The organism is Bordetella petrii (assembly GCF_020991325.1).
GTDB classification, from domain to species: Bacteria; Pseudomonadota; Gammaproteobacteria; order Burkholderiales; family Burkholderiaceae_B; genus Bordetella_A; species Bordetella_A petrii_E.
Genome location: NZ_JAJMLX010000024.1, coordinates 1 through 26,670, shown reverse-complemented (window position 1 = coordinate 26,670; position 26,670 = coordinate 1). Strand labels below are relative to the sequence as shown.

Annotated in this window: 27 protein-coding genes and 1 pseudogene; 12 read left to right on the top strand and 16 right to left on the bottom strand. The window is 64.5% G+C overall.

All coding sequences use genetic code 11. The features are described from left to right. From LPZ50_RS04515 to LPZ50_RS04490, 6 genes are all read right to left on the bottom strand, one after another. A partial coding sequence (locus LPZ50_RS04515) for an amidase family protein (RefSeq protein WP_268903203.1) occupies window positions 1–481 on the bottom strand: 481 nt, incomplete at its 3' end. Then, the gene (locus LPZ50_RS04510; RefSeq protein WP_230658103.1) at window positions 471–2,111 is read right to left on the bottom strand and encodes an ABC transporter ATP-binding protein; all 1,641 of its coding nucleotides are present in this window, start codon (window positions 2,109–2,111) and stop codon (window positions 471–473) included. The genes LPZ50_RS04510 and LPZ50_RS04515, both read right to left, overlap by 11 nt. Beyond that, window positions 2,111–2,950, bottom strand: a complete 840-nt coding sequence (locus LPZ50_RS04505; RefSeq protein WP_230658100.1) for an ABC transporter permease — start codon at window positions 2,948–2,950, stop codon at window positions 2,111–2,113. Before LPZ50_RS04505 ends, LPZ50_RS04510 begins: the two co-directional genes overlap by 1 nt. Further along, window positions 2,947–3,924, bottom strand: a complete 978-nt coding sequence (locus LPZ50_RS04500; RefSeq protein WP_230658097.1) for an ABC transporter permease — start codon at window positions 3,922–3,924, stop codon at window positions 2,947–2,949. Before LPZ50_RS04500 ends, LPZ50_RS04505 begins: the two co-directional genes overlap by 4 nt. Then, window positions 3,921–5,528, bottom strand: coding sequence for an ABC transporter substrate-binding protein (locus tag LPZ50_RS04495; RefSeq protein WP_230658095.1), 1,608 nt, complete (start codon window positions 5,526–5,528; stop codon window positions 3,921–3,923). Before LPZ50_RS04495 ends, LPZ50_RS04500 begins: the two co-directional genes overlap by 4 nt. A gap of 38 nt (window positions 5,529–5,566) precedes the next feature. Next, window positions 5,567–6,889 (bottom strand): ArgE/DapE family deacylase, encoded by a 1,323-nt coding sequence (locus LPZ50_RS04490; RefSeq protein WP_230658092.1) that lies wholly within the window; start codon window positions 6,887–6,889, stop codon window positions 5,567–5,569. A gap of 245 nt (window positions 6,890–7,134) precedes the next feature. On the opposite strand from LPZ50_RS04490, the gene LPZ50_RS04485 reads away from it, so the two are divergent. Further along, window positions 7,135–7,896, top strand: a complete 762-nt coding sequence (locus tag LPZ50_RS04485) for an IclR family transcriptional regulator (protein WP_230658089.1) — start codon at window positions 7,135–7,137, stop codon at window positions 7,894–7,896. 44 nt (window positions 7,897–7,940) lie between these two features. On the opposite strand, the gene LPZ50_RS04480 is transcribed toward LPZ50_RS04485, so the two are convergent. Continuing rightward, window positions 7,941–9,023 carry an AI-2E family transporter gene (locus LPZ50_RS04480; protein ID WP_230658086.1) on the bottom strand — a complete coding sequence of 361 codons (1,083 nt, stop codon included), beginning with the start codon at window positions 9,021–9,023 and terminating at the stop codon, window positions 7,941–7,943. Window positions 9,024–9,088: 65 nt separating this feature from the next. Beyond that, entirely contained in the window at window positions 9,089–9,781 is a 693-nt protein-coding gene (locus LPZ50_RS04475) for a DUF3053 family protein (protein WP_230658083.1), read from the bottom strand. 191 nt (window positions 9,782–9,972) lie between these two features. Here LPZ50_RS04475 and LPZ50_RS04470 point away from each other — a divergent pair, with 191 nt between their 5' ends. The 3 genes from LPZ50_RS04470 (at window position 9,973) to LPZ50_RS04460 (ending at window position 11,815) form a co-directional block, all read left to right on the top strand. Beyond that, entirely contained in the window at window positions 9,973–10,350 is a 378-nt protein-coding gene (locus LPZ50_RS04470) for a hypothetical protein (protein ID WP_230658079.1), read from the top strand. 418 nt (window positions 10,351–10,768) lie between these two features. Continuing rightward, on the top strand, window positions 10,769–11,056 hold the full coding sequence (locus LPZ50_RS04465; protein WP_230658076.1) for a hypothetical protein: 288 nt from the start codon (window positions 10,769–10,771) through the stop codon (window positions 11,054–11,056). Window positions 11,057–11,122: 66 nt separating this feature from the next. Continuing rightward, window positions 11,123–11,815, top strand: a complete 693-nt coding sequence (locus LPZ50_RS04460) for a cytochrome b/b6 domain-containing protein (RefSeq protein WP_230658073.1) — start codon at window positions 11,123–11,125, stop codon at window positions 11,813–11,815. Between the two features lie 8 nt (window positions 11,816–11,823). Here the strand turns inward: LPZ50_RS04460 and LPZ50_RS04455 are convergent, their stop codons facing one another. After that, window positions 11,824–12,783, bottom strand: coding sequence for an AraC family transcriptional regulator (locus LPZ50_RS04455; RefSeq protein WP_230658071.1), 960 nt, complete (start codon window positions 12,781–12,783; stop codon window positions 11,824–11,826). A gap of 198 nt (window positions 12,784–12,981) precedes the next feature. On the opposite strand from LPZ50_RS04455, the gene LPZ50_RS04450 reads away from it, so the two are divergent. Beyond that, on the top strand, window positions 12,982–13,716 hold the full coding sequence (locus tag LPZ50_RS04450) for an SDR family oxidoreductase (protein WP_230658068.1): 735 nt from the start codon (window positions 12,982–12,984) through the stop codon (window positions 13,714–13,716). Between the two features lie 39 nt (window positions 13,717–13,755). Beyond that, the gene (locus LPZ50_RS04445; RefSeq protein ID WP_230658066.1) at window positions 13,756–14,208 is read left to right on the top strand and encodes a carboxymuconolactone decarboxylase family protein; all 453 of its coding nucleotides are present in this window, start codon (window positions 13,756–13,758) and stop codon (window positions 14,206–14,208) included. A gap of 24 nt (window positions 14,209–14,232) precedes the next feature. On the opposite strand, the gene LPZ50_RS04440 is transcribed toward LPZ50_RS04445, so the two are convergent. Both LPZ50_RS04440 and purB read right to left on the bottom strand, forming a co-directional pair. Beyond that, entirely contained in the window at window positions 14,233–14,691 is a 459-nt protein-coding gene (locus LPZ50_RS04440; protein ID WP_230658063.1) for a c-type cytochrome, read from the bottom strand. 51 nt (window positions 14,692–14,742) lie between these two features. Next, on the bottom strand, window positions 14,743–16,119 hold the full coding sequence (gene purB / locus LPZ50_RS04435; RefSeq protein ID WP_230658060.1) for an adenylosuccinate lyase: 1,377 nt from the start codon (window positions 16,117–16,119) through the stop codon (window positions 14,743–14,745). A 162-nt stretch (window positions 16,120–16,281) separates the two neighbouring features. On the opposite strand from purB, the gene LPZ50_RS04430 reads away from it, so the two are divergent. Further along, the gene (locus LPZ50_RS04430; protein ID WP_230658057.1) at window positions 16,282–16,893 is read left to right on the top strand and encodes a glutathione S-transferase; all 612 of its coding nucleotides are present in this window, start codon (window positions 16,282–16,284) and stop codon (window positions 16,891–16,893) included. 16 nt (window positions 16,894–16,909) lie between these two features. Here LPZ50_RS04430 and LPZ50_RS04425 read toward each other — a convergent pair whose 3' ends face one another. Genes LPZ50_RS04425 through gcvA form a run of 3 tightly spaced genes read right to left on the bottom strand, consistent with a single transcriptional unit; the run spans window position 16,910 to window position 19,850 of the window. After that, window positions 16,910–17,728: a sulfite exporter TauE/SafE family protein gene (locus tag LPZ50_RS04425; RefSeq protein WP_230658054.1), complete on the bottom strand. Its 819-nt coding sequence runs from the start codon at window positions 17,726–17,728 to the stop codon at window positions 16,910–16,912. 60 nt (window positions 17,729–17,788) lie between these two features. Continuing rightward, window positions 17,789–18,916, bottom strand: coding sequence for a tRNA 2-thiouridine(34) synthase MnmA (gene mnmA / locus LPZ50_RS04420; protein ID WP_230658051.1), 1,128 nt, complete (start codon window positions 18,914–18,916; stop codon window positions 17,789–17,791). A 13-nt stretch (window positions 18,917–18,929) separates the two neighbouring features. Next, entirely contained in the window at window positions 18,930–19,850 is a 921-nt protein-coding gene (gene gcvA, locus LPZ50_RS04415) for a transcriptional regulator GcvA (RefSeq protein ID WP_230658049.1), read from the bottom strand. 157 nt (window positions 19,851–20,007) lie between these two features. Between gcvA and LPZ50_RS04410 the strand changes: the two genes are divergently transcribed. From LPZ50_RS04410 to LPZ50_RS04390, 5 genes are all read left to right on the top strand, one after another. Next, window positions 20,008–20,997 carry a Bug family tripartite tricarboxylate transporter substrate binding protein gene (locus LPZ50_RS04410; RefSeq protein ID WP_230658047.1) on the top strand — a complete coding sequence of 330 codons (990 nt, stop codon included), beginning with the start codon at window positions 20,008–20,010 and terminating at the stop codon, window positions 20,995–20,997. Between the two features lie 63 nt (window positions 20,998–21,060). After that, complete coding sequence (locus LPZ50_RS04405) at window positions 21,061–21,930, top strand: N-formylglutamate amidohydrolase (RefSeq protein ID WP_230658045.1); 870 nt, start codon at window positions 21,061–21,063, stop codon at window positions 21,928–21,930. A gap of 183 nt (window positions 21,931–22,113) precedes the next feature. Beyond that, window positions 22,114–23,238 carry a Re/Si-specific NAD(P)(+) transhydrogenase subunit alpha gene (locus LPZ50_RS04400; RefSeq protein WP_230658043.1) on the top strand — a complete coding sequence of 375 codons (1,125 nt, stop codon included), beginning with the start codon at window positions 22,114–22,116 and terminating at the stop codon, window positions 23,236–23,238. 3 nt (window positions 23,239–23,241) lie between these two features. Then, window positions 23,242–23,559 carry an NAD(P) transhydrogenase subunit alpha gene (locus LPZ50_RS04395; RefSeq protein ID WP_230658040.1) on the top strand — a complete coding sequence of 106 codons (318 nt, stop codon included), beginning with the start codon at window positions 23,242–23,244 and terminating at the stop codon, window positions 23,557–23,559. Then, a complete protein-coding gene (locus LPZ50_RS04390) occupies window positions 23,556–24,995 on the top strand; it encodes an NAD(P)(+) transhydrogenase (Re/Si-specific) subunit beta (protein ID WP_230658036.1) in 1,440 nt (479 codons plus the stop codon). The genes LPZ50_RS04395 and LPZ50_RS04390 overlap by 4 nt, the downstream gene beginning before the upstream one ends. 21 nt (window positions 24,996–25,016) lie before the next feature. On the opposite strand, the gene glcF is transcribed toward LPZ50_RS04390, so the two are convergent. Both glcF and glcE read right to left on the bottom strand, forming a co-directional pair. Beyond that, window positions 25,017–26,240 (bottom strand): glycolate oxidase subunit GlcF, encoded by a 1,224-nt coding sequence (gene glcF / locus LPZ50_RS04385; protein ID WP_230658033.1) that lies wholly within the window; start codon window positions 26,238–26,240, stop codon window positions 25,017–25,019. Between the two features lie 6 nt (window positions 26,241–26,246). Then, a pseudogene (gene glcE, locus LPZ50_RS04380) lies at window positions 26,247–26,670 on the bottom strand (glycolate oxidase subunit GlcE); the annotation flags it as partial.

Genomic DNA, 26,670 nt, shown 5'->3' with positions numbered 1-26,670 from the left:
GGTCGGGAATGATGCCTTCCTGTTCAACCGCGTACAGGCTGCCGGTGCGGCCCATGCCGCACATCACTTCGTCGGCGTTCAGCGCCGCCTCGGTCGTGGCCACCATGCAGAACTCCGGCACCGTAGAGCGGGCGAAGGCGATCAGGCCGGCTTGCTCGAAACGTTCGGTGAGCGTGGCATTGCGATCATAGGTTGTGTCGTTGAGCAGGCGCGAGCCCAGGCTGGACGGAAAACGGGTAGATGGCAGCCCCGAATCCTTCAGCAGGAATGGAATGCCGCCGAACGCGCCGGCTGGCCGCCAGCGCTTCGCCAGCTCGATCGCCGCGTCATATTGTTCATAGCGCAGCGCATTGAGCGCCGTACCGCGGCTGCGCGCCAGGCTCACGGCGCAGCGCATCAGTTCCTCTGGCGACGTGTCACCCGCCTGGATCCTGGCCGCCATCGCCAGGCCATCCAACGACTCATACTCTTCAGTTTGCATAAACCAAGGGTCCTTCTGAGGAATCGGCCCGCTCGAAGTCCGGTTTGGACCACTGCCTGCCAGGAATGGAATCGATCAATCGGCGCGTGTACTCATGCCCCGGCCGGTAGAAAATATCCGTCGCCCGCCCCAGCTCCACCAGTTCGCCCTGGCGCATCACGGCAATGCGGTCGCAAATTTCCGCCGCGACGCGCAGGTCGTGCGTAATGAACAGGACAGACAGGTCGAACTGGCCGCTGACGGTTCTCAGCAATTCCAGCACTTGCGCCTGGATCGACACATCCAGCGCCGATACGGCCTCGTCGGCCACCAGCAACCGGGGCCGCAGCGCCAGCGCGCGCGCAATTCCCACCCGCTGGCGCTGCCCTCCGGAAAACTGGTGCGGATAGCGGTCGCCCGAATCGCCGCCCAGGCCCACGAGTTCAAGCAAGGCGCGGGCGTCCGCCAGCGCTTTGGCGCGGGGTTCGCCAAACGCGATCGGCCCTTGCGCCACGGCATCGACAATGCGATGGCGTGGATTCAGCGAGGCATAGGGGTCCTGGAACACCATCTGGATCTGGCGGCGGAACTCCCGCCATTCTCGAGAGGACAGGCCCACCAATTCCCGGCCGTCGATTTTTACGCTGCCGCTGTCCGGGTGGATCAGCCCGGCCAGAGTGCGCCCCAGGGTGGACTTGCCGGACCCCGATTCGCCCACCAGGCCGAGCGTCTCGCCCTGCTGGATCGTGAGCGAGACATCGTTCAGCGCAAGCACCTGCCGCCCTTTGTCTGAACGGAATGTCTTGCGCAATTCCTCAACCACCATCAACGGCGGCGTCACGGCTGCGGGAGGCTTGCCCTGCGGCTTGTGCGGCACGGCGGCGATCAGTTGCCGCGTATAGGCGGCCTGCGGCCGATTCAGGATGTCGTCGGCATCCCCCTGCTCTACCACCTGGCCGTGGCGCATTACCACGATGCGATCGGCGATCTCGGCCACCACGCCGAAGTCATGGGTGATGAAGATCACACCTATGCCCATGCGTGCCTGAATGTCCTTGATCATTGCCAGGATCTGGGCCTGCGTCGTGACATCCAGGGCAGTCGTGGGTTCATCGGCGATGAGGATGTCAGGCTCCATGGCCAGGGCCATGGCGATCACGGCACGCTGCCGCTGTCCGCCCGACAACTGAAACGGATACGCGTCCATCAGTTTTTCCGGATCGGGCAGCATCACGTCGCGGAACAGTTGCAGCACTTTGGCCCGGCGCGCCTCGGGCGGCAGGTCGGTATGGCGTTCGAGCACCTCGTCCACCTGCCTGCCTATGCGCATGATGGGGTTCAGCGCGGTCATGGGTTCCTGGAACACCATGCCGAACGACTTGCCTCTTAGGCCGTACCAGTCGCGCGCCGCCAGGCCCGCCAGTTCGCGGCCACGGTAGCGGATGCTGCCGCCGCTGACGCGCAACTCGCCCGCCGGCAACAGGCCCATCAGGGCGTGCGCCGTCACCGACTTCCCGGAGCCCGATTCGCCCACCACGCACAGGATCTCGTTCTGGTTGACGGTATACGACACCCCTTTCACCACCGGCGTGTCCGGTCCGTCTTGCACAACCGAAACAACCAGGTCGCGGACTTCCAGCAATACGGTCATCAGCTTGTCCTCTTGCGGGCCAGTTTGGGGTTGAGCGCGTCGTTCAGCGCTTCGCCCACGAGGTTCAGCGCCAGCACCGTCACCAGAATGGCGACGCCCGGGAACACGCTCATCCACCAGGCATCGCGCAGCACGCTGCGCGATGCGCCGATGATGTAGCCCCACGTCATGGTGTTGGGATCGCCCAGCCCCAGAAAACTCAGGGCCGACTCGAGCAGGATGGCGCTGGCCACCATCAACGAGCCCGACACAATCACAGGCGAAAGACTGTTGGGCAGTATCTGGGTGAGAATAATGCGCGTGTTCGACTGGCCGCTGAGTATGGCCGCCTCGACGAATTCGCGATGCTTCATGCTCATGAACTCGGCGCGCACCAGGCGCGCCAGCGGCGGCCATGACACCAGCGCGATCGCGCAGATCACCGTGCCGATACTGGGCGTAAGAATGGCCACCAGCACGACCGCCAGGAAAAAACCTGGAATCGTCTGGAACAGCTCGATGAACCCCACGACCACCTGGTCGACCTTGCCGCCGTAGAAACCGGCGATGGACCCCACGGTGATGCCCACCAGGATGGACACCGCGGTGGAAATCAACGCCAGTACCAGTGTGACCCGGGCCCCATAGGCAATGCCGGTGGCGATATCGCGACCCAGGGTATCGGTACCCAGCAAGGCATCGTCCGACAGGGGCGGCATGTAAGGGCCGTTCACGATATCCCAGGGACTGCCGGGGAATATCCAGCCGGCGCACACCGCCATCAAAGTCACCAGCGCGAGCACCGCCAAGCCCAGCAGGCCGCCCTTGTTGCGGCAGAACGCGAAAAAGAAGTTTTTCATTTCAGTTCTATCCTGGGGTCGGCAATCGTATAAAGAATGTCGGTAAGCAGATTGACGGCCACGACGACAATGGATGCCACGAAGAACACCCCAAGCAGCACGCTGTAGTCGCGCTGCACCAGGGCGTCGAATGCCAGGCGGCCGATGCCGGGCCAGGCGAACACCGTCTCTACCAGCAAGGAACCGCCTATCAGGTGTCCGGCCTGGATACCTGCATATGTAATGACAGGCAGCAGCGCGTTGCGCAACACGTGCCGCACGATCACGGTGCGCTCGGCCAGCCCCTTGGCTCGCGCCGTCTTCACAAAATCGAGCTGGCGGATTTCCAGCATGGAAGCACGCGTCAGGCGCGCATAGACGGCCATGTAGAACATTCCCAGCGTAATGGCCGGCAGGGTCAGGTGGCGCGCGATGTCGGCAAAGCGGGCGAATCCCGTCAGGTGCGCGCCGACACTTTCGTAACCGAAGGCCGGCAGCCATTGCAGCTGCACCGAAAACACCAGCACCAGCATCAGCCCCACCCAGAAAATCGGCGTGGCATAGGCCAGCATGGCCAGCGTGGTGATGACCGTGTCGCCCCACTTGCCTACCCGCAAGGCCGCCTGGATGCCCAGCGCCACCCCGGCCAGCAGCGCAAACGCGAACGAAGTCAGCGCCAGCACCAGGGTGGCCGGCAACTGCTCCAGTATCAACGTCGACACCGGCGCCTGCTGGCGATAGGAATATCCCAGGTCGAACGTCGCCACGTCTTTCAGGTAAGTGCCCAGTTGTACCGCCAGGGGTTTGTCCAGCCCGAAATCCTGGCGCAGCTTTTCAATGTAGGCGGCGTCCGCCGCGCCGGACTGCCCGGCCAGGATCTCGGCGGGATCGCCCGGCGCCGCGCGCACCAAGAAGAAGTTGAACACCGCGATCATGAACAGCACCAGGATGCTCTTGACCACACGCCGCCCCAGGAAACCGGCTATCTTGCTCATTGCTTCGACAACCAGGCGTCGCTATAGGTATCGACCACGCCCAGGCCCGTGGTGATGGCATCGTGGACGCGCGTGTTCAGCACAGTGCCGTAATTGGTGTCAACCAGCCATACCAGCGGCACATCCTCGACCAGGATCTTCTGCACCTCCGAGTAGTATTTCTGCCGTTGCGCGTCGTCGCCGGCTTTCGCGGCCAGGGCGAACAGCTCATCCACCTTGGGGTTGTTGTACTGCGAGGTATTGCTGAACATCACGCCCTTGCGGATATTGCTTCCCACATAGGTGCGTGCCACGCCGATGGCCGGGTCGGCGTACTGGAACACGCCATTGCCGGCCATCTGGAAGTCCCAGTTGCCAACCCGCGACACCCAGCCGCCCACATCGGTACTCTCCAGGTTCAAGGCGATGCCCACCTTGGACAGGTTCTGCTTGATGTATTCGGCAATGCGGCGCGGCATCTCGCCATAGGGCAGCGGGATCATGCTGACCGTGGCCCGCACTCCATCGCCATCGGGCTTCAGGCCCATTTCGTCGAGCAGCGCCTTGGCCTTGTCGGGGTCGTAGGCATACTTCTTGACGTCCGGATCGTAGAACCGGGTGTTGTGGTGGATCGGGCCGGTGGCCACCACGCCCTGCCCGAACATGATTTTCTCGGCGATGAACTCGCGGTTGATGGCATACATCAGGGCCTGGCGGAAGCGCTTGTCGTTGAATGGCGCTTGGGCATTGTTCAACTCGATCCACTGCATGGTCGACCAATACTCGTAGCCCTTGTTGGTGTGCTTCATGTTGGGCAGTTTCGCAACACGCGGCACATCCACCGGCTCCAGGTCCTGCAGCCAGGCCTGCATGACCGTGCCCTGCTCGATGGCCAGCCGGCGCGACGCGGCATCGGGAATCACGCGGTAGGTAATGCCGTCCAGGTACGGACGCCCCTCTTTCCAATAGTTCTCGTTCTTCACCAGTTCAATGTAAGAACCGCGCACCCATTTCTTGAATTTGAACGGGCCGGTACCGATCGGGTGCGCGTTGTTCGGGTTCTGCGCAATGGGCGTATCCACGTCGTACAGATGCTTGGGCAGGATCGCGCCGCCGCCGATGTCCAGCCCATACAGGAAAGCCGCGTACGGCTCTTTCAGCTTGAACACGACAGTGTTCGCGTCCGGCGCGGTCAGCGACTCGACGTTCTGCATCACCCCCCGGGTGCGCGGGGTCTGGGACAGTACTTTCTGGTACGAGAACACCACATCCGCCGACGAGAACGGCTTGCCGTCATGCCAGGTCACGCCCTGCTGCAAGTGGAACGTGTAGGTGCGCTTGTCGTCCGACACTTCCCACGACTTGGCAAGGCTGGGAAGGGGTTTCAGGTCGAATGAATAGGTCAGCAGGCTTTCGAATATCTTGCCGCCAACCATCTGCGTGCCGGCCACCTGCTGCAAGGCCAGTATCAGGCTGGGCGGCTCGGGATGCAGGATGGCGGTAAGCACGCCGCCATATTGCGGCGTTTCGGCGGCATGCGCGGGCAGGTTGGCGATGGAGGCCACCGCAGCCGCGGCAACCATGCACTTGACGATGGCCCGGCGGGCCTCATTGACCAGTTTCATAGCAACACCCCAGGATAGAAGTGGATAGACGGAGGGAGTCAGCCGCGTTTGGGCTCGACACCGCACCAATCGTTCAGGAAGAGCGCATACGTCTTGGCTACCCGCAGCATGCTTTGCACACTGACGCTCTCGTTGAAGCCGTGATAGTTGCGCGCGATCGGCCCGTAGCAGGTAACCGGCGCATCCGTCATGAAATGGAAATGCCGCCCATCCGTGGTGCCGGTTAATGCCACCGGGCGTGGCGCTTCGCCCGCCACGCGCTGGTGGGCATCGGCCAGCAGGCGTAGTGGCGGCACGTCCAGGTCGTATTCGCAGCCGGGGGCATGGAAGCCCTCGTAGCGGATCCTGAACTGGGTATCGGGCTGGGCGACATCCTGCTCGACCTGGTGTATGCAGGCTTCGATGCGCGCCTTGGCCGTTTCAACAGGCATGTCCGGATAGCATGACAAGCGCAGGCCCAGTGTGCACACGCTGGGAACCGACGAGTTCCAGTCACCCGCGTGGATCTGCCCCAGGTTGAAGTTGATGGGATGTGCGTGGTCGCGATACGCGGGATGGCGATTCTCGGGCAGGTTCCATTCGCGCTCGACCTGCTTCACGGCTTCGACCACGCGCCAGCCCAGGTCCACCGGGTTGATGCCGGTGGTCATCAAGGAGGCATGGGCCGGTTTTCCGATGATGTCCACGTACATCCAGAACACCCCTACCTGGGCCGACATCAGGCCCTCCTGCGTGGGCTCCGGTATCAGCACCGTGTCGAAAGCCGTAAGCCTGGCCACGCCGATAGCGCTTTTCAGGGCCGATATCGTGGCCAGCGTGCCGTTGCCGGTGTTCTCTTCCTCGAGCACACCATTGAAACCCACCATGCCGGCCGGCTGCATGCCCAGGTCTTGCAAGGCCTTGAAGGCCGCCAGCGTGCACACGATGCCGGCCTTCATGTCGCCCGCGCCCCGCCCATACAACCAGCCGTCATGCAGGCCGCCCTTGAATGGCGATTCGGCCCAGAATGCTTCGGGCCCGGTCGGGACGACATCCAGATGGCCATTGAACAGCACGGACCGGCCCGCGGCCTGCGCGGGCTCGTGGCAAGCCAGCACGTTGAAGCGCCCGCCGTCGGGGCAGCAGGCGGGCGAGTATAGCGGCAGATTCTTGATGTCTTCGGTACGCAGCGCAATGCGCTCGCTTTGCAGGCCCAGCCTGGCAAGCTCCGCTTCCAGGAATTCCGCCGCCGGCGTTTCCTGCCCCGGCAGGCTGCGGCACTGCACGAAGCGCGACAGGGTGTCGGTCATGTAGTGCTCCAGCTGGTCGACGGCCGCCTCGATGGCTTCTGCGGACAATTTCTGCGCCTGTACCTCGCTCATAAGACCTCCGTGGTTCCGCTGGCGGCGGATGCCTCGGCATGGCATCCGCACACCGGCCGCCGGGCGCTGAGCGCCTTTTGGCATAAAATAAGAGTATCAAATATTGATACTTACGAATCTATTTTTGATATCGTAGGTTCTTATATAAAACCTGGCAAGATACGCACGGGGAGAGATTTCCCTAACATCTCTCTAACATCGAGCAGGAAAGGCATACGCCCGCAAGGCGTCAACAGAGGCAGACAATGAGCAGTGTCGATACCCGATTCAATCAATCCGTGGCCAAGGCGTTCGATATCCTCGAAGCCTTCAGCGTGCGGCCTGGCGTACTGAGCTTGAACGAGCTCATGGAAATCTCGAGCCTGGACCGCAATTCCACGTTGAGGATGCTGCATACGCTGGTGGCGCTGGGCTATGTAGAGCGCGGCCCCAACCAGCGCGGCTATATGCTGGGCAAGAAAATCCTGCATCGCACATTCGACTACTTGCGCGGCAATCCGCTGATCGAGCGCGCCAACCAGGTGCTGATCGAGCTGCAGCAGGAATCCAATGAAGGCGTGGACCTGAGCCTGCACGACGACCTGGAGATCGTCTACGCGTTGCGCCGGCAGACACGCCGCCGCTACTATTTCGCCACCCTGGTGGGCCGCACCATGCCCGTCTACCGGTCATGCGCAGGACGCGCCATCATGGCGCGCCTGCCCGACGAGCGCGTCGATGACATTCTTGCCCGGTCCGACCTGGTGGCGGTCACGCCGCATACGCTGGTAGACCCCAGCGCGATCTGGGAAAAAATAGAACAAGCCCGCCTGGACGGCTACGCCATGACATTGCAGGAATCGCTGCTGGGCGAATTGGCCGTGTCCGCGGCCGTGGTGGACCATAGCGGATTGCCCGTGGCCGCCATCCATATTTATGGACTGCTGTCCCAATGGACGCCCAAGGATTTTGCCCAGCGCTTCGGGCCTCTGGTCATCAACGCGGCCCAGGCGCTCAGCACGAAATAAACGCCGGCCGGCGTCCGGCCAGGCGCATGCCGCAGCCGGCTTCGTCAGAGTTTTTCCGAGATTCCCGCGCCGGTCTTGGCCTCGGCGAAATCCGAACTGAACAGGTCCCAGCAGGCAATGAACAAGGCCGCGATCAGCGGGCCGATCACAAAGCCGTTCAGGCCGAACAGGGCCATGCCGCCCAGCGTGGATATCAGCACCACATAATCGGGCAGCTTGGTGTCCTTGCCCACCAGCACCGGGCGCAGCACATTGTCGACCATGCCGATGACCAGCACGCCATACAGGATCAAGGTAACCCCTTGCCAGATGGCGCCGGAAACCAGGAAGTACACGGCCACGGGCACCCAGATCAATCCGGCGCCGATGGCCGGCAGCAGGGACAGAAATGCCATGACCACCCCCCACAGCACCGGCCCCTGGATGCCCAGGATGTAGAAGATGACACCACCCAAGGCGCCCTGCATGGCGGCCACCGCCACATTGCCCTTCACCGTGGCGCGTATCACGGTGGTGAACTTGCGCAGCAGGTGCGTCTTGTGAGTGTCGCTCAGGGGGATGGCCCCGCGCAGCCGCGCGGACAGCACCGAGCCGTCGCGCAGCAGGAAGAACAGCAGGTACAGCATGATGCCGAAGCTGATCAGGAACTGGAAGGTGTCCTGGCCGATATTGAATGCCTGCGTGGCCAGGTACTGGCTGCCCTGCATCGCGCCCGTGGTCAGCTTTTCCTGCACGCTGGTGAGATCAGCCATGCCGAAGCGCGACAACAGGTTCGAAACCCCGCTGGGCAGCGCGTCCAGGATCTGCTGGAAATAGGCGCCGAAATTCAGGTTGCCCGATTTCACCCGCTGGTACAGGTTGGCGCCTTCCTGCACCAGCGACCCGGTGATGAAGATCACCGGGATAATCACCACCAGCAGCACCAGCAGCAGCGATACCAGCGCGGCCAGGTTGCGGCGCTTGCCCAGTTTGGCGGCTATGCGGCGATGCACCGGCGCGAAGATGATGGCCAGGATCGCCCCCCAGAACACGGCGCCATAAAAAGGCCACAGCAACCAGATGAAGGCCACCGATACCAGCAGCAGCAACAGCAGGAATGCGCGGTAATGCAGAATAGAACCGTTCATTGTTGATCCCATGCGCGGCGCACGCCGCCCGAGGCGCAATTGTACAAAGCCGGCATGACGAATGATCAGGCTGGCTGCATGGCCCGCAAATTGCGCTGGGCCTGTTCTATCGCCGCGGAATGACTGTTCAACTGGTCCAGCAGATGATTCAAGGCCTGCTGCACGGAAGGGTCCCGCACCGCCGCCGATTCCGCATCCAACGATATCTGGTCCTGGTGTTCGGCCACGAAATCGGCCACGCGCAGCGCATCGTTCAGCGCCGCCACCACCACGTCTATCATGGGTGCAAGCCGGGCCGCCGGACGGGCGACGGCCAGGTCATAGGCTTGCGCATAAACCGGCAGCAGGTCGGCGGGTTGCTCCAGTTCGGCCCGCTCGGACCGGGCCCGGGCCAGGGCGTCGCGCAGTTCGCCCTGCACTTCCGCCAGCGCCTGCCTGTCTGTCTGCAGGGCCTCGCGGCGAGCCTGCAGTTGCGCCAGCGAATGCAGTTCTTCATGCTCCAGGGCACGGGCCAGGCGCCGCACCGCCGATGCCGCCACCGCATCAAAGTCGGCAAGCACCGCATAATGATCGACGTAGTCGCCCAGGGCGTCGCGCTGCGCTTCGTCCAGCCCGGGCACGGCGGCTCCCGGCGCATCCACCACGCTGGCCTGCAGCCAGGCAATGAAGGCCGCGCGCTGTTCCGGTTCTTTGTTGGCACAAGCCGCCATGGCCAGCGCTACCATCAGCAGCCACATGAAACGAAACGCCACGCGCATGATTTCTCCGTCCTACCCCGGCGCCGGGGCCGTTCCTGTCGGTTCGGAACATTACCCCAACTGCAGGCCGCCATACAGCGCTTAGAGGAATTGTTGCCTGGGAAGCGATATGTGACACGATCACCCGCGGCCGCCAGCCGGGCCTGCCCTACAATGGGCCGCATCATTCTTTCAAGCCCACCCGCAGTTCCATGACGACACCCCCTGCTAATCCCGAGGGCCAGCAAGCGCCCTGGGGCTATACCCACCCCGACTGCCGCGGCGCCACGGCGTTTTTGTTCTTTACCTCGGACCTGGCCCGCACCGTCAACGAAGAATTGGCCCAGGGCCCCCTGGACGACGCGGCGCTGGCGCGGGCGCAACAGGCGGTGGATGCCCTGGTGCAGCGATACGTAGACATCCAGGCCGCGCCTGCCGCATTCGCTGGCCAGCATATCGCCCTGAAGTTGGAAACCAGCCGCGAAGGCAGCCCCCAGGTGGCCCTGGAAATGTCCCCCGAACTGGAAGACCAGATCATCGAGGCCCAGCGGCTGGCCCATACGCAGGCCGCCGCGGCCACCCGCCACTGAAGCGCTGCCGCCCACCTCGGTGCCGCACAAAATTCTTGCAAAAACAATACTTTACGAATACAATAGAAAGTTGTCAGTATGTGCGGGCATAGAACCTATGCCAAATCAGCCCGCCGTATGTAGACATATATGTAGACACATTCGCAGGCTAGCTGGCAGGCAAACCCACCGCCGAAGCCATGCCCAGCCCCGGTTCAATCATCCGGGGCTGACACCTGCGCAGGCCTGGCGCCGATACCGCCGTTGCTCCACAGTACGTCACGGTTTCCGCAGACGGGCCGCGCCGCATCAATGCGGCGCAACCGTAGGCCACCGCACCGCCGCCTTCCCAGCGACGATACCCGCACGCGCGGCTTCGCCGGTTTGCGTGCGCCACGCGGGGCCGCATTTCCATAACGAAAACTCTAACGAGGACACCATGAACCATTCGATCCACCCTTTTCCAGCAACCCAGCTGCTGACCCGCCGTAAGCACAGCAAACTGGACCACGTACCCATTCATGTGGGCGACGTCGTGCACCTGCGGCCCGCACATGGCCCGGAGATCCGCGCCACGGTGATCTACAACGCGCCCATCAACGGCACGACCACCTACACCACCGACGTGGTGCGGCCGCAAGGCCGGGCCGGCGAGCCCGGCATGCGCATCCGGTTCCGGCACGAACATGTGCACCGCATCGAACCGCTGCGCCGCCAGGCTGCCTGAGGACCGCGCGGCCGCCATGACCCCGTGATAAAGTCGGCCTGATCCCCCGCCCTGGCCGACGAGTCCATGCAACACACGCGCGCTTCCATCCGCATCTGGGACTTCCCCACCCGCCTGTTCCACTGGGCCCTGGCCGCCTGTGTCATCGGCGCCTATGTCAGCGTCAAGCTGGGCGGGCTGTATATGGATTGGCACGTGCGCTTCGGCCTGGCAACGCTGGGCCTGGTGGCGTTTCGCCTGGCCTGGGGCCTGATCGGGCCGCGCTATGCCCGGTTTGCCACTTTCGTACGCGGCCCGGCCGCCATCAAGCGGTATCTGCAGGGCGCCGCCCCCACCGCCGGCCATAATCCGCTGGGCGCCCTGTCGGTGCTGGCCCTGCTGGCAGTACTGGGCTTCCAGGCGGTCAGCGGCCTGTTCACCAGCGATGACATCATGACCCAGGGCCCGCTGTATGCCCGCGCCGATTCGGCGCTGGCCTCGTGGTTCACGTCGTGGCACCACACCAATGAATGGATCATCGTGGGGTTGGTCGCGCTGCATCTGCTGGCCGTCGCCTGGTATGCCGCGGTGCGCCGCAAGCGCCTGGTCGGGCCCATGATTACCGGCAATGCCCGTCCGCAAGACATTCCCGACGGCACACCTCCCGCGGAAGACGGGCCTGGCGTCTGGCTGCGCGCCGCGCTGTTGGCGGCCGCCGCTGCGGCACTCGTATTCTGGATACGCTCGCTGGAAATCGTGGCAGATTTTTCCTTTTCGTAGGCTGCGCTTCAGGCCATTGCGCGGGCTGGCGACGATGCCGCGGCCCTCACCGGCGCAGCCAGCGACAGCAGATTCTTCAGGTACCGGGCTTCTTCGGCGGGACTACGGCCGAACATGCGCCGGAATTCGCGGCTGAACTGCGATGCACTTTCGTAACCCACCTGTTCCGAGGCCTGCGCCGCGCCGACCCCCTGGCGTATCATCATCAGCCGCGCCTGGTGCAGGCGGATGGCCTTGATGTACTGAATCGGCGAAGTAGCCGTCACCGCCTTGAAATGCACATGGAACGCGGGCACGCTCAAGTTGGCTTCGCTGGCCAGCGTGGCCACGTCCAGGCGCTCGCTGTAATGGGTATGGATACGGCGCAGCACCTTGGCGATACGGCCGAAATTGCCGCCTTGCTGCAGCGCCGCCCGTAAGCCCGCGCTTTGTTCGCCCGTCAGCACGCGATAGGTAATCTCCCTCAAAATGGCTGGCCCCAGCAAGCGTGCCTCGGTGGGCGAACTCAGGGCCTCCAGCATACGCAGCGCCGCGTCTTCCAGCTTGTCGTCCATGCGCGTGGCGGCCATGGTGACAGGCTTGGATTCGGGCTGCAAGGCACCGGCATCCACTCCCATGACCAGTTCCGCGGTCACGGCGGGCTCGATCCGCAAAGCCAGCCCGAGCAAGGGGGCTGCGGGGCTGGCCTCGGTCTCGATGTTGAAGGGCAAGGGCACCGACAACACCAGGTAATGCTGCGCGTCGTACACGTACATGGCACCGCCATGGAAACCCCGCTTGCGGCCCTGCACGACGATCACGATACTGGGCTCGTAAAGAGCCCGGGTGCATGACAATGGCTGGTTCGAGCGCATGAAAGTCACCCCGTCCAGCAGCGATTCGGTGTAGCCCTCCGCGGGGGCCAGCCGCTCCAGCAATTCGATCATGCGCGCTTGCCGCAGCGAGCGCGCGGCGGGAACCTGAGCCATCGGGAATCTCCAGCCATGACGAGCAATAGGCTACAAATTACCACCCACGCGGGATGTTTTCGAGGCGCGCAAGACTTTTAGGCAAGCATCGCATAAGAATTCGCCTTCGCGCCCAGGACAACGATATCTACCATGCGTTCATGACGGAAACCAGGGCGACATGGGTTGCCGGCCCCGTCGCTAACTGGAGATGCCGACATGTCTCGTTCCCCCGCAGCAAAAGTCATTCTCGTCACCGGTGCCAGCAGCGGCATCGGCGAAGCCACAGTCAGGCTGCTGGCGCAGCGCGGACACCGGCTGGTTATCGGCGCGCGGCGCATCGACAGATTGCAGGCCCTGGCCGATACACTGCGCGCCGAGGGCGCCCAGGTCGATTACCGCAAGCTCGACGTCACGCAGCGCGCGGACGTACAGGCCTACGCCGACTTCGCCCTGCGCACGCATGGGCGCATCGATGTCATCGTCAACAATGCCGGCGTCATGCCGCTGTCGCCCATGGCATCGCTCAAAGTGGATGAATGGGACACGATGATAGACGTGAACATCCGCGGCGTACTGCACGGCGTGGCGGCAGTCCTGCCGGCGATGCAGCGCCAAGGCGCCGGCCAGATCATCAACGTGTCCTCGATCGGCGGCCTTTACGTCGTGCCCACCGCGGCCGTGTACTGCGCCACCAAGTATGCGGTGCGCGCCATCTCGGACGGGCTGCGCCAGGAAAATGACAAGCTGCGTGTCACGTGCGTGTACCCCGGTGTCGTGGAATCGGAACTGGCCGACACTATCACCGATGCCGCCGCGGCCAAGGCCATGCAGGCGTACCGGCAGATTGCGCTGCAGCCGCAAGCCATTGCCTGCGCAATCGCTCACGCTATCGACCAGCCCGACGACGTCGATACCAGTGAAATCGTGGTGCGCCCGACGGCCAGCCTGTAAAGCATGTCCATCCCCTGCTCTGTCTGCAAGGAAGAACTCATGAACCGACTGTATATCGCCCTGGCCGCTGCCGTACTGGCGGCCACCCCTGTGCTGGCACAGGCCGACACCACGGCGGCGCGCAGTGCGCGCGGCGCGGAAGTGATCCGCGAACTGAACCAGGGCAGGAACCAGCCCAATCTCGAAGCCATGCGCAACGAGTTTCCGTTCCTGGCGCAGGCCACCGAGGCTTATGCGCTGGGCGATGTATGGAGCCGCCCCGGGCTGGATAATCGCACCCGCCAGCTCGCCGCCGTGGCTGCCATGGCGGCCCTGGGCGAAACCGGCATGATGCGGGTGCACGCCGGTTATGCGCTGAATATCGGTGTGTCGGAAAATGAACTGAAAGAGATCATCTACATGGTGACCGTGCCGGCGGGGTTCCCGCGCGCCATCGCCGCGTCGCAAGTGCTGGCGCAGCTATTCCAGGAAAGGCGCGCGGCCGGCCAGTAGCGTCATGCCGTCAGGCGCGTGCGCCTATTTTTTCTTGCGGTACGAATCGTGGCACGACTTACAGCTGGCGCCCACGTCGCCGAACGCCGCGCGCAGCTGGTTCAGGTCGCCAGAGTCGGCGGCGGCCGAGAGCTTACCCATGGCTTCTTTCATGCGGTCGCGCTTTTGCTGGAAGCCGGCCGCATCGCTCCAGACCTCCGGCAATGCGTCGCCGCCTTCCGTGCCCGGACCGAATCCCGCCCAGGGCAGTTCCGACAGCGTGTTCAGCAGTTGGACGTTGGCCTTGATCTGGGCGGCATCGTAAGGCGCCTGGCCCTTGACCACCGGCTGCATGCGGCCGAAATGCGAGGCCATGAGCGTCAGGGCCGATTGCCGGTACTTGATGGCGTCGGCGGGCTTGGCGAATTGCGCCAGCGAGGGCGTAGACCACAGCGACATGACGCCGCAACAGGCCGCGGCGGCCAGCATGGTGAACTGCTTCATGGAGATCTCCCGGGGTAAGTACGACGATGCCGGCAAGGCCGGCAGTGCCGACTATAACTCCCGGGCAAGACCGGCGGCCAGTCCGATATAGCTGCGCGGCGTCATGGCCAGCAGGCGCGCCTTGGCGTCGTCGGGGAGTTCCAGGCCGCCCACGAACTCACGCAACGCCGCCTCGGTAATGCCCTTGCCGCGGGTCAGGGCCTTGAGTTGCTCATAGGGCTGCGGCAGGCCATAGCGGCGCATGACGGTTTGCACCGGCTCGGCCAGCACTTCCCAGCACGCGTCGATGTCCGCATCGATGGCGGCGGCGTTCACTTCCAGCTTGCCCAGGCCGCGCAGGCAGGAATCCCAGGCCACCAGGCTGTAGCCCAAGCCCACGCCCAGGTTGCGCAGCACGGTGGAATCGGTAAGGTCGCGCTGCCAGCGCGAGACCGGCAGTTTTTCAGACAGGTGGCGCAGCACCGCGTTGGCCAGGCCCAGGTTGCCTTCGGAATTTTCGAAGTCGATGGGGTTGACCTTGTGCGGCATGGTGGACGAACCCACCTCGCCTTCCCTCAGGCGCTGCTTGAAGTACCCCAGCGCCACGTAGCCCCAGATGTCGCGGTCGAGGTCCAGGATAATGACGTTGGCGCGCGCCACCGCGTCGAACAACGCCGCCATCCAGTCGTGCGGTTCGATCTGGATGGTGTGGCGGTTCTGGGTAAGGCCCAGCCCGCCGAGCACGCGCGCGCTGAACGCCGGCCAGTCGATCTCTGGGTAGGCGGACAGGTGCGCGTTGTAGTTGCCGGTGGCGCCGTTGAGCTTGGCCAGGGGCTCCACTGCCTCGATGGCGGCAATGGCGCGCTGCAGGCGGGCCGCCACGTTGGCGAACTCCTTGCCCAGCGTGGTGGGGCTGGCCGGCTGCCCGTGGGTGCGCGACAGCATGGGCTGGCTGGCATGCGCGCGCGCCAGGCCGGCCAGCGTATCGGCGACCTGACGCAGGCGCGGCACCACCACCTGGGTGCGGGCGCGCGTCAGCATCAGCGCATGCGAGGTGTTGTTGATGTCTTCGGACGTGCAGGCAAAGTGGATGAACTCGGCGGCGCGCGCCAGCTCGGCGTCGTCGGCAACCTTTTCCTTCAGCCAGTATTCGACGGCCTTGACGTCGTGATTGGTGACACGCTCGATGTCCTTGATGCGGGCGGCGTCGGCTTCGGAGAAGTCGTTTACCAGTTGCGCCAGGCGGACCCGGGCCGCAGCGGAAAAAGGAGCCAGCTCGGGCAGGCCGGCATCCGACAGGGCGGCCAGCCATGCCACCTCGACCTCGACCCGGTGCGCCATGAAACCGGCCTCGGATAACAGGCCCCGCAGCGCATCGCCGCGCGCCGCGTAGCGGCCATCCAGCGGAGAAAGGGCATTGAGGTGGCTGATTTGGTCGGCAATCTGCATGTCGGGGAAGGAAATGAAGGGTATTCGGAAGGCGGGTGCCGATTTTATCACCCGCACCGTTGTAACAATGCGGAAAAACCGTTGCGCATTGGGAACTTCGCATTTTTGACGCGATCCGGCCTGCTATACTGCGGCCGCTTTCCGACTTCGCTTGTGGCTTCCATGAAACTGATCGGCTCGCTTACCAGTCCCTATGTTCGCAAAGTGCGGGTCGTCATGGCTGAAAAAAAGCTGGACTACCAGCTCGAGCTCGAGAACGTATGGGCCCCCGACACCCAGATCCAGACCTATAACCCGCTGGGCAAAGTCCCCTGCCTGGTCATGGAAGACGGCGGCGCCCTGTTCGATTCGCGCGTCATCGTCGAATACCTGGACACCCTGTCGCCCGTTGCGCGGCTGATTCCGCAGCAAGGCCGCGAACGCGCCGCCGTCAAATGCTGGGAAGCCATCGCCGACGGCATCCTGGATGCCTGCGTCGCCATCGTCAAGGAAAACCAACGCCCTGAAGCGCAGCGCAGCGCCGATTGGGTCGACCGCCAGTACCGCAAAATCCACGCCGGCCTGGAAGCGATGGACAGCAGCCTGGGCGAGCAATCGCACTGCATGGGCGTGAACTACAGCCTGGCGGACATCGCCGTGGGCTGCGCGCTGGGCTACCTGGACCTGCGCTTTGCCCACCTGGACTGGCGCGCCAGCCACGCCAACCTGGCCCGCCACGACGAAAAACTGTCGGCACGCCAGTCGTTCATAGACAGCGCGCCGCCGGCCGCCTGAGCGGCCGGGTTCAGCCTCAGACGCTGAACGCCTGCCAGGCTTTCACCAACATATACGCGGCCAGCGCGAACAGCAGGCCTGCGAACACGCGCTTGAGCGTGGCGACCGGCAACCGGTGGGCCATGCGCGCGCCAGCGGGAGCCGTCAGCACGCTGGTGGCCACCAGCGCCAGCAAGGCCGGCCAATAGATATAACCCAGCATGCCGGGACGGGCCACGCTTTCATTCAGGCCGGACACCACATAGCCTATGCTGTTGGCCAGGGCGATGGGAAAGCCCAGCGCCGCCGAAGTGGATACCGCCGCATGCAGCGCCACGTTGCACCACACCATGAACGGCACCGACAGGAATCCGCCGCCGGCGCCCACCAGCCCCGACAGAAAGCCGATGCCGGCCCCCACCGTCGAGGTGCCGACCACGCCGGGCATCTGGCGGGACGGACGGGGTTTCTTGTTGCGCAGCATGCTCCAGGCGGAATAGCCGACGAAAATCGCGAAAAACAATGACAGCCAGGCCGTGCTAAGCGCCGCGAACACCGCGCCGCCCGAGATCAGGCCGCCGATGATGATGCCCGGCGCCATGGCGAACACGATCTTCCATTGAATGGTGCCCTTGCGCTGGTGGGCCCGCACACTGGAAACGGACGTGAACAGGATGGACGTCATCGAGGTGGCGATGGCGGCATGCACGATCAGGTCTTGCGGCATGCCCTGCCAGGTGAAGATCATGGTCAGGAATGGCACCAGCAGCATGCCTCCGCCTATGCCCAGCAGCCCCGCCGCAAACCCCACCACGGCCCCCAGCGCCAGCAAGCACACTAACATCGCTACATCCACTACGACCTCCTCATGTGATTGATGAAAAATCCGCCGCCGCCCCCTCCCCGGGGCGGCCGGTCAGGAAATAATGCCGCCGCCCAGGCAGATATCGCCGTCGTACAGGACGGCGGATTGCCCGGGCGTCACGGCCCATTGCGGTTCGCTGAACGACAGGGTGAATTCATCCTGGCTGGCCGAAGCGAGCACGCAGGCGGCGTCGGCCTGCCGATAGCGCGTCTTGGCGCCGTAGGCACCCGCCTGGGGCGCCCGCCCGGCCACCCAGCTGGCGTCCAGCGCCTTCAGTTCGCTGGAAAGCAGCCAGGGATGGTCGTGCCCCTGCACGACATAGAGCTCGTTGCGCGCCAGGTCCTTGCGCGCCACGTACCAGGCGTCCGAGGTGCCGTCGTCGCGCTGGCTGCCCTTGACGCCGCCCACCCCCAGGCCTTTGCGCTGGCCTAGCGTATAGAACGACAGGCCGTGGTGCCGCCCCACCCGCGTGCCGTCCGGCGTCAGGATATGGCCGGGTTCGGTGGGCAGGTAGCGGTTCAGGAACTCGCGGAACGGCCGTTCGCCGATGAAGCAGATGCCGGTGGAATCTTTCTTGGCGGCGTTGTGCAGGCCGATTTCATGGGCGATGCGCCGCACTTCAGTCTTGGGAATCTCGCCCAACGGGAACAAGGTGCGCGACAGTTGCGCCTGGTTCAGGCGGTGCAGGAAATAACTCTGGTCTTTGGTGCCGTCCAGCGCCTTCAGCAACTGGTACTCGCGCCCATGCGGGCCGGCCACCGCACGCACGCGGGCGTAGTGGCCGGTGGCGATGTGCTCGGCGCCCAGCGTCATGGCGTGGTCGAGGAATGCCTTGAACTTGATCTCGGCGTTGCACAGTACGTCGGGATTCGGCGTGCGGCCGGCGGAATATTCGCGCAGGAACTCGGCGAACACCCGGTCTTTGTATTCGGCGGCGAAATTGACGTATTCGAAATCCACCCCCACCAGGTCGGCCACGCTGGCGGCGTCGAGCAGGTCTTGCCGAGTAGAACAGTACTCGGAATCGTCGTCGTCTTCCCAGTTCTTCATGAACAGGCCGATGACTTCATAGCCCTGCTGCTTCAACAGCCAGGCCGTCACGGAGGAGTCGACGCCACCCGACATGCCGACAACGACACGGCCTTTTCCGGAAGCGGAGCGCATGGAGGCTAGAGACATGATGGGCGCTATTCTAAAGGGCCAGGGCTTCATCCGCCGGCCGGGGCTCGGCGGCCACCGAGACTTCCATCAGCCAGGCCCGGAACGCCTGCAGAATGGGCAGGTTGGCTTTTTGCTCGGGATAGCACAGGTAATAGCCCTGGCGCGCGCGCACTGGCAGGTCCAGCGCCACCGCCAGCTTGCCGTCGCGCAGTTCGTCCTCGATCAGGCAGCGCGGGATCAGGGCAATGCCGAAACCCGCCGCCGCAGCCTGGGACAGCAGCGAATACTGATCGAAGCGCGCCCCTTCCAGGGCGCGGCGCGCATCGCAGCCGGCCTGCTCGAACCATTCGCGCCAGCCCTCCTGCGCAGAGGTGTGATGCAGCAGCGGATAGCGCAGTAGCTCGGCGGGACCCACACAGCCATTGCCGACCAGGCGCGGGCTGCAAACCGGCACCACGTCGCGGCCCACGATGTAATCGGCCCCGCTGCCGGGCCAGATGCCATCGCCGAACCGCACCGCGGCGTCCAGTTCGGGGGTGGAAAAATCGTAACCCTGGCGGTGCGGCAGGAACTCGACCCGGATGTCGGGCCGCACGCGCATGAACGCGGCCAGCCGCGGGATCAACCAGCGGGCGCCGAACGTGGGCATGCAGGTCAGGTGCAACGTGCCGCCCTGTCCCTGGTGGGCCATGAGCTCGACTGTGGCAGCCTCGATCTGGCCCAGGCCGGCCTGGATTTTTTTCAGATAGCTTTGTCCGGCCTCGGTCAGCACCAGGCCCTGCCTGATTCTTAGGAATAGTTCGACGCCCAGGAAGGCCTCAAGATGTTTCACTTGTTTACTTACCGCGCCCTGGGTCACGCAGAGTTCCTGGGCGGCGCGGGTAAAACTGCTATGCCTTGCAGCGACTTCAAAGGCCTGCAAGTCGGTCAAGGATGGACAGAATCTGCGCATGGATGGCGCCGGACGTTGCAATTATTTACAACGCTAGGCATGAACAAAAGGAATAGCTTACGGAGAATCTTTCGTTTGCGCAAACTGGCTGGCGCAGCACAGAATCGTAGGGTTTGCGAATCGCAACGAACGATCCAACTTCCTAACAGGGGAATCCATGCAACGTCGCCATGTCATCCTGGGCCTGTCCCTTACCGCCGCCGCGCTGACCGCGCCGCTGACCGCCGGTATCGCCCACGCGCAAGACGCCTATCCGAACAAACCCATCCGCCTGGTCGTGCCCTTCCCGCCCGGCGGCACCACCGACATCGTCGGCCGCATGTTCGCCGACCAGCTCACCAAGGCGCTGGGCCAGACCGTGGTGGTCGAGAACAAGGCCGGCGCCGGCGGCTCGATCGGCAGCGCCCAGGTGGCCAGTGCCGAGCCCGACGGCTACACGCTGGGCATTGCCACCGTCAGCACCCACGGCATCAACCCCGCCATTTATCACAACCTGCCGTTCGACGCCGAGAAAGACTTCACCCCGATCTCGAACCTGGCTGCCGTACCGAACGTCATGGTCATCAACCCCAAGGTGCCGGCCAAGAATATCAGCGATTTCATCGCCCTGGCCAAGAAAGAACCCGGCAAGTTCGCCTACGCCTCGGCCGGCAATGGCTCGGTATCGCACATGATGGGCGAGCTGTTCAAGATGGCCTCGGGCACCGACCTGATGCACGTTCCGTACCGTGGCGTGGGCCCGGCCCTGAACGACACGCTGGCCGGCCAGGTCGACGTGCTGTACGACAACCTGCCTTCTTCGCTGCCGCACGTGCAGGCCGGCAAGCTGGTTGCGCTGGCCGTCGCCTCGCCCAAGCGCGTGGCCGCGCTGCCCGACGTGCCCACCTTCGCCGAAGCCGGCCTGGCGCCGGTGAATGATTCGTCGTGGTTCGGCCTGATCGGCCCGGCCAACCTGCCCAAGCCCGTGGTCGATAAGCTGTACGACGCCGTGGTGAAGGTCAGCGCCCAGCCCGACGTGGTCGAGCGCCTGGCCAACCTGGGCGCCTCGCCGGTGGCCAACACCCCGGCAGACTACGCCAAGCAGATCTCGGCCGAAATCGCCAAGAACAAGCGTATCGCCAAAGAAGCCAATGTGAAGATCGACTGATCGATCTTCGGCCCTCGCCGCCGGCGGGGGCCATTTTCTGTTTTGCAGCCGTAACGATTCTCCATGCTGATTACCAATCCCCTGTCTTATCGCCTTGCCTTGCCCGCCGGCTACCCGGAAGCGTCGGCCCCGCTGGTGCTCGATTCGCCGCACAGCGGCACGACCTATCCGCCGGATTTCGATTCTTCCGCGCCGTTCGGCGCGCTGCGCACAGCCGAAGACACGTGGGTTGACGACCTCTGGAGCGACGCCGTCGACATGGGCGTGCCGCTCATAGGCGCCGCCTTTCCGCGCGCCTATATCGATGCCAATCGTTCGCTTGAAGAAATCGACCAAGGCATGCTGGACCAGCCATGGCCCGAACCCCTGCCCGACTCGCCCAAGGTCAAGCTGGGCAAGGGCCTGATCTGGCGCATGCTGGACGACGGCACGCCCCTGTACAACCGCAAGCTGACACTAAACGAAGTTCGCCACCGCATCGACGCCTGCTGGAAGCCCTACCATGAGCAAGTGGCGCAATTGATCGATAATGCGCATGCCCGCCACGGCAAGGCATGGCATATCAACTGCCATTCCATGCCCAGCGTGGCCGGCGCCTTTGCCACCGACAAGCCCGGCCTGGTGCACCCCGATTTCGTGCTGGGCGACCGCGATGGTTCCACCAGCGATCCGGCCTTCCGCGAATTCGTCGCCGCCTGGCTGCGTGAGCGCGGCTACGACGTCACCATGAACGACCCCTACAAGGGCGTGGAACTGGTGCGCGCCAACGGCCGCCCCACCGAAGGCCGCCACAGCCTGCAAATCGAGATCAACCGCAAGCTGTACATGGATGAAGTCACGCTGCGCCCCTCGGCCGGCTACGGCAAACTCAAGGCAGATCTGCGCGGCCTGACCGCCGCCCTGCTGGACTGGACGCGCGCGCAAACGGCCTGACGCCGGACGTTTGTACGCACGTGGCCGGCGCCCAGCGCCGGCCTTCTTCGACGCCTTGGCCTGTGCCAAGGCGTTTTTTTGCTGCGGCACCGCCAAGGCCAGAGCCGCCGTTCCTGCGTGTCAACCCGCGCCGCCGAACCCCGATTCGTGTATAACTACGCGAACCCTGGAGGAGAAGCGACGATGCAGATCGGGATACCGCGAGAAACCCGCGAGGGCGAGACTCGCGTCGCAGCAACGCCGGAAACCGTCAAGAAGTATATCGGCGCCAAACATACAGTCGTAGTCGAACACTCAGCGGGCCTGGCGGCCCGTTATCCCGATGAAGCCTATGCCGCCGCGGGCGCAACGCTGGGCAGCGCCGAACAGGCGCTGGGCAGCGAACTGGTGCTGAAGGTATGCAGCCCCTCGGCCGGCGAACTGGCCCGGATGCAATCGGGCGCGGTACTGGTAGGCATGCTGGATCCCTTCGATGCCGAGGGCCTGGCCACGTTGGCCGGCGCCGGCATCACCGCCTTCGCGCTGGAGTCCGCGCCCCGTATCACGCGTGCGCAAAGCCTGGACGTGCTGTCTTCACAGGCCAACCTGGCCGGCTACAAAGCCGTGCTGCTGGCGGCACACTACTACGGCCGCCTGTTCCCCATGATGATGACCGCGGCCGGCACCCTGAAGGCCGCGCGCGCCGTCATACTGGGCGCCGGAGTAGCCGGCCTGCAGGCCATCGCCACGGCCAAGCGCCTTGGCGCGGTGGTCGAGGCCTCGGACGTGCGGCCGGCTGCCAAGGAACAAGTAGAGTCGCTGGGCGCCAAGTTCATCGACGTACCCTTCGAAAGCGACGAAGAGCGCGAAATCGCCGAAGGCACCGGCGGCTATGCGCGCCCCATGCCGCCGGCCTGGATGGCGCGGCAGTCGGCCCTGGTATCGGAACGCTGCAAGCAGGCCGACATCGTCATCACCACCGCGCTGATTCCGGGCCGGCCGGCCCCCACCCTGTTGCCGGCCGAGACCGTGCAGGCCATGAAGCCGGGCTCGGTGGTGGTGGACCTGGCCGTCGAACGCGGCGGCAATTGTCCCCTGTCGGAAAAAGGCCAGGTCGTCGAAAAACATGGCGTCACCCTGGTCGGGCTGGCCAACCTTCCCGCCCTGGTGCCCACCGATGCCTCGGCGCTGTACGCCCGCAACCTGCTCGATTTCCTGAAGCTCATCACCGATGCGGAAGGCGCACTGGCCATCCGCCGCGACGACGAAATCGTCGCGGCCTGCCTGGTCTGCGAGGCCGGCCAGGTCGTACCGAAACAAAAAGGATAGGCCATGGAAGCGATAGACCCGACTCTCGTCAACCTGATCATCTTCGTGCTGGCCATCTATGTGGGCTACCACGTCGTGTGGAATGTCACCCCCGCGCTGCATACTCCGCTAATGGCCGTCACCAACGCGATCTCGGCCATCATCATCGTGGGGGCCATGCTGGCCGCGGCCCTCACCGAAGGCAGCCTGGCGCGCGGCATGGGAGTGGTGGCGGTGGCGCTGGCCGCCGTGAACGTCTTCGGCGGCTTCCTGGTCACGCGCCGCATGCTCGAAATGTTCAGGAAGAAAGACAAGAAACCCGCCAAGGAGAGCGGCCAATGATCTCGCTGAACCTGGTGACACTGCTGTACCTGGTGGCCTCGGTGTGCTTCATCCAGGCCTTGAAGGGGCTGTCGCACCCCACCACCTCGCGCCTGGGCAATGTATTCGGCATGGCCGGCATGGCCATCGCCGTACTGACAACCGCCGCGCTGATCATTCAACTGGCGCGCGCCGGCAGCGCCGGTATCGGGCTGGGCTGGGTTGTATTGGGGCTGCTGGTGGGCGGCAGCATCGGCACGCTGATGGCCAGGCGCGTCGAAATGACCAAGATGCCCGAACTGGTGGCGTTCATGCACAGCATGATAGGCCTGGCCGCCGTGGCCATCGCGGTGGCGGTGGTGGCCGAACCGCACGCCTTCGGCATCGCTGCCCCCGGGGCCCCGGTTCCTGTGGGCAACCGGCTGGAACTGTTCATCGGCACCTTCGTGGGCGCCATCACGTTCTCGGGCTCGGTCATCGCCTTCGGCAAGTTGTCGGGCAAGTACAAGTTCCGCCTGTTCCAGGGCGCGCCGGTGGTGTTCGGCGGCCAGCACATGCTGAACCTGCTGCTGGCCCTGGCCATGCTGGGCTGCGGCTTCTGGTTCATGGCCACGCAGGCCTGGACGCCCTTCATCGCCATGACCCTGATCGCTTTCGTGCTGGGCGTGCTCATCATCATTCCCATCGGCGGCGCCGACATGCCGGTGGTGGTGTCCATGCTGAACAGCTATTCGGGCTGGGCGGCGGCCGGCATCGGATTCTCGCTGAACAACCCCATGCTGATCATCGCCGGCTCGCTGGTGGGTTCGTCGGGCGCCATCCTGTCGTACATCATGTGCAAGGCAATGAACCGCTCGTTTTTCAACGTGATCCTGGGCGGCTTCGGCGGCCAGGGCGCCGCTGCGGCCGCGGCCGGCGACGGCCAGCAGCGCAGCGTGAAATCGGGCAGCCCCGACGACGCGGCGTTTCTCATGACCAATGCCGAAAGCGTCACCATCGTGCCGGGCTACGGCCTGGCCGTGGCGCGCGCCCAGCATGCCCTGAAAGAATTGGCGGAAAAACTGGGCGAAAGAGGCGTGACGGTGAAATATGCCATCCACCCGGTGGCGGGCCGCATGCCGGGCCACATGAACGTCCTGCTGGCCGAGGCCGAAGTGCCCTACGACCAGGTCTTCGAAATGGAAGATATCAACGGCGAATTCGGCCAGACCGACGTGGTGCTGGTGCTGGGCGCCAACGACGTCGTGAACCCCGCCGCCAAGAATGACCCCGCGTCGCCGATCGCGGGCATGCCCATTCTGGAAGCCTACAAGGCGCGCACGGTGATCGTGAACAAGCGTTCCATGGCAGCCGGCTATGCCGGCCTGGACAACGAGCTGTTCTACATGGACCGCACCATGATGGTGTTCGGAGACGCCAAGAAAGTGCTGGAAGACATGGTCAAGGCCGTGGAATAGCGCTGCGGCACTCGCCTGCGTTCAAGGACGCAGGCGCTCATCCACCACTTCGATCCAGTGCCGTACCGGCGTGTCGGTGCCGCTTTGCAAATGCGAGACACAGCCGATATTCGACGACACGATGACGGCGGGCGCGCGCGTCGCCATGGCGGCCAGCTTGCGGTCGCGCAGTTCCAGCGCCATGTCGGGATTCAGCACCGAGTACGCCCCCGCCGACCCGCAGCACAGATGCGAATCGGGAAAAGCCCGTAGCTCGAACCCCAGGTCGGCCAACAGGCGCTCGCTGAGCGGACGCAGCCCCTGCCAGTGCTGCAGGGTGCACGGCGGATGGAAGGCGGCGGGGCCGCCCGGCGCCATGCGCTCACGCAGGGCCTGCGCATGCGGCGCCACAACCTCGGCCACATCTTTTACCAGCGCCACGATACGCGCGGCGCGTTCGGCATAACGCGCATCGCCGCGCAGGTGATGCGCGTATTCTTTCACCATGGCGCCGCAGCCCGACGCATTCATCACTATGGCCTCGACCGCTTCATTTTCAATAAGCGGCCACCAGGCGTCGATATTGGCGCGCATCTGGTCCAGCGCATCCGCCTGCGCGTCCAGGTGAAAGTTCACCGCGCCGCAACAGCCTGCGCCGGGCGCCAGTCGCGCGCCAATGCCCACCGCGTCCAGCACGCGGATGGTGGCGGCGTCGATGGTAGGCATCATTGCCGGCTGCACGCAGCCGGTCAGCATCAAGACTTGCCGCGTGTGGCGGGCGGCGTCCGGCAGCAGGCCGGGATTGCGCCATTCAGGCACTTTGCGCTTGACCGCGTCCGGCAACAGGCCGCGCAGCATCTGCCCGGCGCGCATCGCCGGGCCGAACAACGGCGAGTTCAGGCCCTTGCGCAGCAACAGGCGGCGCATGCGGTCACGCCATGGACGCTGCACCTTCTGGTCCACCACGCGACGCCCAATATCGACCAGATGGCCGTATTGCACGCCGGAGGGGCAGGTAGTTTCACAATTCCGGCACGTCAGGCAGCGATCCAGGTGCTGCTGGGTCGCCTGGGTGGGTTCGGTTCCTTCCAGCACCTGCTTGATCAGATAGATGCGCCCCCGCGGGCTGTCGAGCTCATCGCCCAGCACCTGATACGTAGGACAGGTTGCCGTACAGAACCCGCAGTGCACGCAGCGGCGCAGAATGGCGTCGGCTTCGCGGCCGTACTCCGTGTCCCGTGCCCAGGAAGCGAGATTGGTCTGCATACTGCGCTATAGCTCCAATACCAGGCGGCCGGGGTTGAACAACCCGGCCGGATCCAGCTCCTGCTTCAGGCGCCGGGTAATGGCCGCCACGCCGGGCGACAAGGGATGGAACACGCCGTCGGCGGGCACTGGGGCGGTGCCAGGCCTGAACAGCGTGGCATGCCCTCCCAGGCGCTGCGCCAGGTCGCGCATGGTCGTGGCATCCGCCGCGCCACTGAACCAGCGCTGCCCTCCTCCCCATTCCAGCAAAACGGGCAAGCCCAGGTCTTGTACCGGCGTGGCGGGCGGCACCGCCAGGCGCCACAAGGGCCGGCCCTGCCCGAAGAACGGATGGGACTGCTCGCGCAGCGAAGTCCACCATTGCACGGCCTGGGCCGTGTCGAGCTCATGGCCGCCGACGGCCGACACCGCGCCGCGCACCGCTGGCGGC

What these genes read in the sequence shown, in the direction of transcription:
- LPZ50_RS04510 (WP_230658103.1), bottom strand. Translation starts at nt 2,111, where the DNA reads ATGACCGTATTGCTGGAAGTCCGCGACCTGGTTGTTTCGGTTGTGCAA.
- LPZ50_RS04390 (WP_230658036.1), top strand. Translation starts at nt 23,556, where the DNA reads ATGATCTCGCTGAACCTGGTGACACTGCTGTACCTGGTGGCCTCGGTG.
- LPZ50_RS04455 (WP_230658071.1), bottom strand. Translation starts at nt 12,783, where the DNA reads ATGGCTCAGGTTCCCGCCGCGCGCTCGCTGCGGCAAGCGCGCATGATC.
- glcF (WP_230658033.1), bottom strand. Translation starts at nt 26,240, where the DNA reads ATGCAGACCAATCTCGCTTCCTGGGCACGGGACACGGAGTACGGCCGC.
- LPZ50_RS04405 (WP_230658045.1), top strand. Translation starts at nt 21,061, where the DNA reads ATGCTGATTACCAATCCCCTGTCTTATCGCCTTGCCTTGCCCGCCGGC.
- LPZ50_RS04470 (WP_230658079.1), top strand. Translation starts at nt 9,973, where the DNA reads ATGACGACACCCCCTGCTAATCCCGAGGGCCAGCAAGCGCCCTGGGGC.
- LPZ50_RS04485 (WP_230658089.1), top strand. Translation starts at nt 7,135, where the DNA reads ATGAGCAGTGTCGATACCCGATTCAATCAATCCGTGGCCAAGGCGTTC.
- LPZ50_RS04475 (WP_230658083.1), bottom strand. Translation starts at nt 9,781, where the DNA reads ATGCGCGTGGCGTTTCGTTTCATGTGGCTGCTGATGGTAGCGCTGGCC.
- LPZ50_RS04450 (WP_230658068.1), top strand. Translation starts at nt 12,982, where the DNA reads ATGTCTCGTTCCCCCGCAGCAAAAGTCATTCTCGTCACCGGTGCCAGC.
- gcvA (WP_230658049.1), bottom strand. Translation starts at nt 19,850, where the DNA reads ATGCGCAGATTCTGTCCATCCTTGACCGACTTGCAGGCCTTTGAAGTC.
- LPZ50_RS04505 (WP_230658100.1), bottom strand. Translation starts at nt 2,950, where the DNA reads ATGAAAAACTTCTTTTTCGCGTTCTGCCGCAACAAGGGCGGCCTGCTG.
- purB (WP_230658060.1), bottom strand. Translation starts at nt 16,119, where the DNA reads ATGCAGATTGCCGACCAAATCAGCCACCTCAATGCCCTTTCTCCGCTG.
- LPZ50_RS04460 (WP_230658073.1), top strand. Translation starts at nt 11,123, where the DNA reads ATGCAACACACGCGCGCTTCCATCCGCATCTGGGACTTCCCCACCCGC.
- LPZ50_RS04440 (WP_230658063.1), bottom strand. Translation starts at nt 14,691, where the DNA reads ATGAAGCAGTTCACCATGCTGGCCGCCGCGGCCTGTTGCGGCGTCATG.
- LPZ50_RS04395 (WP_230658040.1), top strand. Translation starts at nt 23,242, where the DNA reads ATGGAAGCGATAGACCCGACTCTCGTCAACCTGATCATCTTCGTGCTG.
- LPZ50_RS04445 (WP_230658066.1), top strand. Translation starts at nt 13,756, where the DNA reads ATGAACCGACTGTATATCGCCCTGGCCGCTGCCGTACTGGCGGCCACC.
- LPZ50_RS04410 (WP_230658047.1), top strand. Translation starts at nt 20,008, where the DNA reads ATGCAACGTCGCCATGTCATCCTGGGCCTGTCCCTTACCGCCGCCGCG.
- mnmA (WP_230658051.1), bottom strand. Translation starts at nt 18,916, where the DNA reads ATGTCTCTAGCCTCCATGCGCTCCGCTTCCGGAAAAGGCCGTGTCGTT.
- LPZ50_RS04430 (WP_230658057.1), top strand. Translation starts at nt 16,282, where the DNA reads ATGAAACTGATCGGCTCGCTTACCAGTCCCTATGTTCGCAAAGTGCGG.
- LPZ50_RS04480 (WP_230658086.1), bottom strand. Translation starts at nt 9,023, where the DNA reads ATGAACGGTTCTATTCTGCATTACCGCGCATTCCTGCTGTTGCTGCTG.
- LPZ50_RS04465 (WP_230658076.1), top strand. Translation starts at nt 10,769, where the DNA reads ATGAACCATTCGATCCACCCTTTTCCAGCAACCCAGCTGCTGACCCGC.
- LPZ50_RS04500 (WP_230658097.1), bottom strand. Translation starts at nt 3,924, where the DNA reads ATGAGCAAGATAGCCGGTTTCCTGGGGCGGCGTGTGGTCAAGAGCATC.
- LPZ50_RS04490 (WP_230658092.1), bottom strand. Translation starts at nt 6,889, where the DNA reads ATGAGCGAGGTACAGGCGCAGAAATTGTCCGCAGAAGCCATCGAGGCG.
- LPZ50_RS04400 (WP_230658043.1), top strand. Translation starts at nt 22,114, where the DNA reads ATGCAGATCGGGATACCGCGAGAAACCCGCGAGGGCGAGACTCGCGTC.
- LPZ50_RS04495 (WP_230658095.1), bottom strand. Translation starts at nt 5,528, where the DNA reads ATGAAACTGGTCAATGAGGCCCGCCGGGCCATCGTCAAGTGCATGGTT.